We start from the raw sequence: 5,549 nt of genomic DNA, 5'->3' as shown, positions 1-5,549 counted from the left end.
ACGGCATTCACGGTGATGCCATCTGGCCCGAGCTCAAGCGCCCATGTGCGGGTCATCCCGATCAGCCCGGCCTTGGTCGCCGAATAGGCGCTGCGAAGCTCCTTTCCGTAGGCCGCCCGGGACGCCATGTTGACCACCCGTCCGAACCCGGCCGCCCGCATCCCCGGCAGCAAGGCCTGCATACATTGCAGGGCGCAGCGCAGGTTGAGAGAGACCGCCAGATCCAGCTCTGCCAGGCTCTGGTCCTCGACCGCGGCGGGAAGGACGATGCCGACGTTGTTGATCAGCCGCGTGATCGGGCCATCCGCCAGGGCGGCCTCAAGCGCGGCGGCGGTGTCATTCGGATCGGAGAGGTCCGCCTGGATGTCGCCCCCCGCGCGGTCGATGATGACGGGCTCGTAGCCATCCGCCCGGCAGCGCGCCGCACAGGCCGCCCCGATGCCAGAGGCCCCGCCGGTGATAAGGACGCGCGCGCTCATACCGTTGCCACGGGGGTGACCGGGGATCCGACGGCCCCGGGCAGGCGCAGGGGCGGGGCGGTCAGCAGGAACCGGCTGCGACCCGCTGCGCGCAGCCAGTCCGCCAGGGGTGTCAGGTGCCAGAGCTCTCCCAGCATGACGCCGGTCTTGAACAGGCAGTGCTCATGCAGGGGCAGGACCGAACAGCATCCTTCGCCGGGCGCGGCGGGATAGGCCTCTACCGCGTAGTTGTCCGCGGCGATGGCGGCGATGCCCGTTTCCGTGATCCATTCAAGCAGGCGGCCGTCGCGCCCGTCCAGCGCGGCGCAGGAGCCATGCAGGCGCTCCGCATCCGGTTCGCGCCCCATCTCCAGAACGAGCTGCGAAAATCCGGTGTGCAGGCACAGGATATCGCCCCTCTCGACCACCACCTTGTCGGCCTTCATCACGGCCATCAGCGCCTCGTATCCCACCCGCTGGGGGGCATCGCCAAGATGCGCGCGCAGGTCGACCATCACGCCGCGTCCCTGCAGCCCATGCGCTGCAGCGTTCTCGATGCCAAGCCGTCCCGCGCAAGAGGTGCTCTGGCCCGGCTGTTCCGGTTCCACTTCTGTGGCCGAGATGTCCGACCCGGCGGCGAACCCGTTGTAATAGACCTTGCGCGCGATCCCATCGCCCTGGGTGTCGAACTGGCCGCCAACGTGACTGAGCGCATCCCATTGGGTTGAGTATTGCAGGTGCAGGATCGCCAGGTCATCGCTGACCACATCCGTGGCCCCGTCCAGCGCGACGTTGAAGTTCACCGAGTCCTCGCGCAGCGTCGGCCGCAGGACGGGCGGCTTGCGGCGCGTGTTGAGCAGGCTGCCGCCGGGATAGTCCAGTGGCAGGGACAGGCAGAAGGTGAGGCCCTCGACCGCCTCTGCCAGCCCCTGTTTGACCTTTTGGCGGTCGATCAGGTTCAGCCGCCCCAGCTCGTCGTCGGTTCCGAACTCTCCCCAGGTCGCGCCTTCCGGACGCTGCGACCAGCGCGGCGATGTGGCCTTGCTCATGATGTTCCTCCCTCACCCAGATGCGCCTCTGTCACATCCTTAGGATATGGGTAGCGCAATCCCCGGCAGGCACATAGCCCTTCCGAGGGGCATCGCGCGGAGCAGTCCCGGCCGCCGCATAGTGACATGCGGCGACCGGGGTCTTCTTGCAGCCGGCGCTTAGTCGCAGAAGGGAAGGATCGCGTTGGCTGTCTGCACCAGGCTGCTCATGTCCTTGGCGCTTTCGTCTCCGTCCCAGTTCGCGGCCAGGCGGATCGCCGTGATCCCCTTGGGCATCAGCTGCACGTGGTTCTCGCCCCAGCCGTCCATGGAGGGGTAATAGACCGTGCAGCCCTCCGTGGTGACGGGATAGCGCCAGAAGCCCATGTCGTAGAAGGGTTTCTCTTCCAGATCGGTCGGCAGGCCCACCAGCACCTCGCCGGGCGCGATGCGTGCGGCCAAGTCGGCGTCAAGGATCTGCTGCCCGTCATGACTGCCGCCCTGCTGGTAGAGCCGCGCGAGCTTGGCCAGATCGCCCAGCGTCGGCAAAAGGCCCCAGGCGGCAAGGGGCTGGCCCGGGCTGCCGTCCTCTTCGATCGTGCGGGTGCTGGGCAGGCCGTGGATGCCGATGGGTTGGTAGACGTTCTGCTGCAGGAAGTCCCAGACATTGGCACCCGGCCCCTCCTGCTGTTGCAGAAAGTTGGTCAGCGCCACGACGGCCAAGAACATGTCCTCGTCCCGGTAGCGCATAATCGCGCCGGGGCCCCAGTCATAGGGGGTGGCGGCGTTGAGCATCAGATCCAGCTTCTCGGAGGCCGAGCGGGCCTCGTAATAGGCGTAGTAATCGCTGTTGTAGGGCTCCCAAGGGGTCTTTGGCTCTGCCTCTCGCTGGCCGTAGCCCATGCCGGTCGCCAGGTTCAGCGCATCGCCCAGGGTCACCTTGTCCCAGCCCGCGATGCCTTTTGCCTGCGGCACCAGCTCCGTGATGGTCATTTCCAGGACCTGGGGCCCATATTCCCGCGCAACGGCCAAGGCGGCGGTGGCGGGCACCAGCGATTTCGACACCGACCAGACGCCAAAGCGCTGGCGGTCGCAGTAGGGAAGCTCACCCGCCGGGGTGGGGCAGGATTTCAGGTAGAGCGCGTCGTCGATCATCAGTGCGTTCGCCACCAGCTCATCGGGGCGGAGGGTGCTGTCGAAGCCTTCCAGCGGCGCGGCGCCGACCTTTGCTTCCAGCGCCGACCATGGCTGGACCGGCAGCGCATCCGCCAGAGCGGCCTCGTGGGCTTTCGCCAGGGCCTCGGAACCGGGCATGTTGGTGGCGCTCAGCGTCGCGGGCAGGCTGCCGGCGGCGGTGAAGTAGGTCTCCACGTAGTAGGGCGCGGTCTGGGTCAGGATCTGGTAGCGCAGGTCGCTGACCTCTCCGTCGCGGTAAAGGAACATGGCCACGCCGTTGTGGGTCTCTGCCTCAAGCATGTTGACCAGCGAGAAGGGGAAGGAGGCACGGGACCAGCCGTCATCGCCGATGGACCAAGTCTTGCCGGGCTGCACGATCACGTCCCAGAAGCTTTCGCCCTCATCCGTGGTGCCGGCGCGGATCACGTCCTGCGTGGCGGGCACAAGGTCATCGCCTACCGTGACGAAAGACAGGTCGATGGCGGGAAAAAGCTGCGGGTTACGGCCCATGACGGCCCCTTCGGCGATCTGCGGCGGATCGCTGGGCATCGGGCTTTCCGCGACAGAGATCGTGCCGGTGAAGCCGGAGAGCGCGGGTTTCGCATCCTGCGGCGGCACGAAAAGGGCGGTATCTTGCAGGGCATAATCGGTGACCGTTGTCGCGAAGTCCTCTGGGGTGAAACGCGCCTCATCGGCCAGTGCGCCGCCTGCGGCAGTGAGCGCGGCAAGCGAGGCAGTCATTGTCAGTAACATCGTTCTCATGGGGGTCTCTCCGGTCTGTTGGGGGACGGTGCCGTTCAGCGGCACGCAGGTTTTTGTCCGCAGGCCCGGGGGCCTGCGGGGGGTGTCGTCTTTTCGGTTCGGGGTCCGGCGCTGGCTGGTAAGGTACTATCCGTTAAGGAAACGGACCTTGAGGAGCTGGCCGGCGGCGGATCACGCCTCCATCGTCAGCACGACAGAGCCGCGGGTCTTTCCGCTTTCGATCTCGCGGTGGGCCTCGGCGCAGTCGGCCAGGGGCAGGGAACGGGCCACGCGATGCCTCAGCTGCCCGGCCTCAAGCGCTTTCTGGATATCCGCGACCGCATGGGCCTTGGCGGCGTCCGGCATGGCATAGACGATGACCATGCGAATGGTCAGGTCCATGTACATCATCTTGAGGAAGGGCAGCTTGGGCTCTTTCTCCACGGTGGAGGAATAGGTGGCGATGACCCCGTTCGTGGCGATCACCTGCAGCACCTTTTCAAGGTTGGCGCCGAACTCCACGTCCACGACGCGGTCGACCTTTGCGCCCTCGGTGGCTTCCAGCAGGTCCTCGTTCCAGGTGTCGTCGCGGTGGTTGACGATGATCTCCGCCCCGGCGCTGCGGCAGGCTTCCGCATCGGCGTCATTGCTGGCGGTGGCTATGACCCGAGCACCGGCAAGCGCGGCCCACTGGATCGCATAGAAGCCCACGCGGCCCGCGCCTCCGGTGACCAGCACGGTCTGCCCCGCAACCGATCCGTCCGCGAAGACGCAGCGATGCGCGGTCATGGCGGGGATGCCCATGCAGGCGCCCACCTCGAAACTGGCAGCCTCCGGCAGGAGGGGCGCATGGGCCGAGGGCAGCGCGACGTAGTCCGCCGCGGTCCCGAAGCGGCGCCCGTATTGCGCGTTGAAGGTAAAGACGCGCTCGCCGATCCGCTCTTCCGGAACGCCTTCGCCCACGGCCTCGATCACGCCGGCGCCATCGCTGTGCGGGATGACGAAGCCCCCGTCCAGCAGGTCCGGGAAAGAGGCCATGCGTTTTTTCGTGTCGGACGGGTTCACGGCGCTGGTTTTCAGTCGCACCAAGACCTCGCCCGCAGCGGGCTCCGGTTTTGGCTGTTCGCCATGGATCAGTACCTCTGCGGCGTCACCGAACCGTTCGAACCAGACAGCTTTCATAGTCATTCTCCTAGAAGGGGACCGACAGGCTTTCGGTATGCCCATCGACCGCGATCACCTGGCCGGACACCATACCGGCATTGCCCGAGGCGAGGAACAGGCACATGCCCGCGATATCCTCTGCGCTCACGAATTTCCGCATGGAGACCTGGCTTTCGTAGATCCGGCGCACCTCTGCCGCATCCATACCCCGGTTGCGCGCGTCCCGCTCTATCACGCCGTCGATCCGTGGCCCTTCGACCGAGCCGGGGCAGATCGCGTTGACGCGGATGCCGAAGGGGCCCAGCTCCATCGCCAGGGTCTTGGTCAGCCCGATGATCGCCCACTTGGAGGCCGCGTAGGAGGTGCGGTTGGGATAGCCGAAGAGGGCAGCGGTGGAGGCGATGTTGACAATGGTGCCAGTGCCGAGCGCCTTCAGCGCCGGAACCGCCCGGCGCAGGAAGTAGAAGGTGCCGTTGACGTTCACGTCCATGGTGCGGCGGAAGTCCTCTGAATCGACCTCTTCCACCGGAGCGTTCATCCCGGAGATGCCGGCGTTGTTGATCAGCACGTCCAGCCTGCCGCCGGTCTCTTTCAGCACCCCGTCGACCGTGGCGTCCACGGCGGCTTCGTCGGCCACGTTGCAGACGACGCCGGTGATGCCCGGCGCCTCTGCCTGCAGGGCCGTGATGGCGGCGGGATCCACGTCGCAGATGAAGACCCGGTAGCCCGAGGCCTCAAGCGTCAGCGCCGTCGCCTTGCCGATGCCGGAGCCCGCCCCGGTGATCAGCGCCACGGGGCGCTCTTCCTGTTTCATAGTCTCGGACAATTCCAATCTTGTTCCTGTCGTCTTGAGGTCACTGTGCATCCGGCACGGGCCGGGTGGGCCGGGTGCCTTCGGGCACGGTCTCGGATGGCAGATGCGCGTCCAGCAGCTGCAGCGTGTCCTCCAGCCAGCCGATGCGCATCTCTGGGACCGAGCGCA

Annotated in this window: 5 protein-coding genes; all 5 read right to left on the bottom strand. The window is 66.6% G+C overall.

Going from position 1 to position 5,549, the window contains the following annotated elements:
- A partial coding sequence (locus tag HCZ97_RS20250; RefSeq protein ID WP_167690924.1) for an SDR family NAD(P)-dependent oxidoreductase occupies positions 1-479 on the bottom strand: 479 nt, incomplete at its 3' end.
- Complete coding sequence (locus HCZ97_RS20245) at positions 476-1,507, bottom strand: cyclase family protein (protein ID WP_167690923.1); 1,032 nt, start codon at positions 1,505-1,507, stop codon at positions 476-478. The genes HCZ97_RS20245 and HCZ97_RS20250, both read right to left, overlap by 4 nt.
- 159 nt (positions 1,508-1,666) lie before the next feature.
- Positions 1,667-3,424, bottom strand: a complete 1,758-nt coding sequence (locus HCZ97_RS20240; RefSeq protein WP_167690921.1) for a serine hydrolase — start codon at positions 3,422-3,424, stop codon at positions 1,667-1,669.
- 171 nt (positions 3,425-3,595) lie between these two features.
- Positions 3,596-4,585, bottom strand: a complete 990-nt coding sequence (locus tag HCZ97_RS20235) for an NADPH:quinone reductase (protein ID WP_167690919.1) — start codon at positions 4,583-4,585, stop codon at positions 3,596-3,598.
- A 10-nt stretch (positions 4,586-4,595) separates the two neighbouring features.
- On the bottom strand, positions 4,596-5,381 hold the full coding sequence (locus HCZ97_RS20230) for an SDR family oxidoreductase (RefSeq protein ID WP_175581795.1): 786 nt from the start codon (positions 5,379-5,381) through the stop codon (positions 4,596-4,598).
- Positions 5,382-5,549 lie beyond the last annotated feature (168 nt).

The sequence above is a fragment of the Pseudooceanicola sp. HF7 genome (genome assembly GCF_011806405.1).
In the GTDB taxonomy this organism is placed as follows: Bacteria; Pseudomonadota; Alphaproteobacteria; order Rhodobacterales; family Rhodobacteraceae; genus Pseudooceanicola.
Note: the sequence above shows the minus strand (reverse complement) of the source record. Positions and strands in the feature narration are given on the sequence as shown.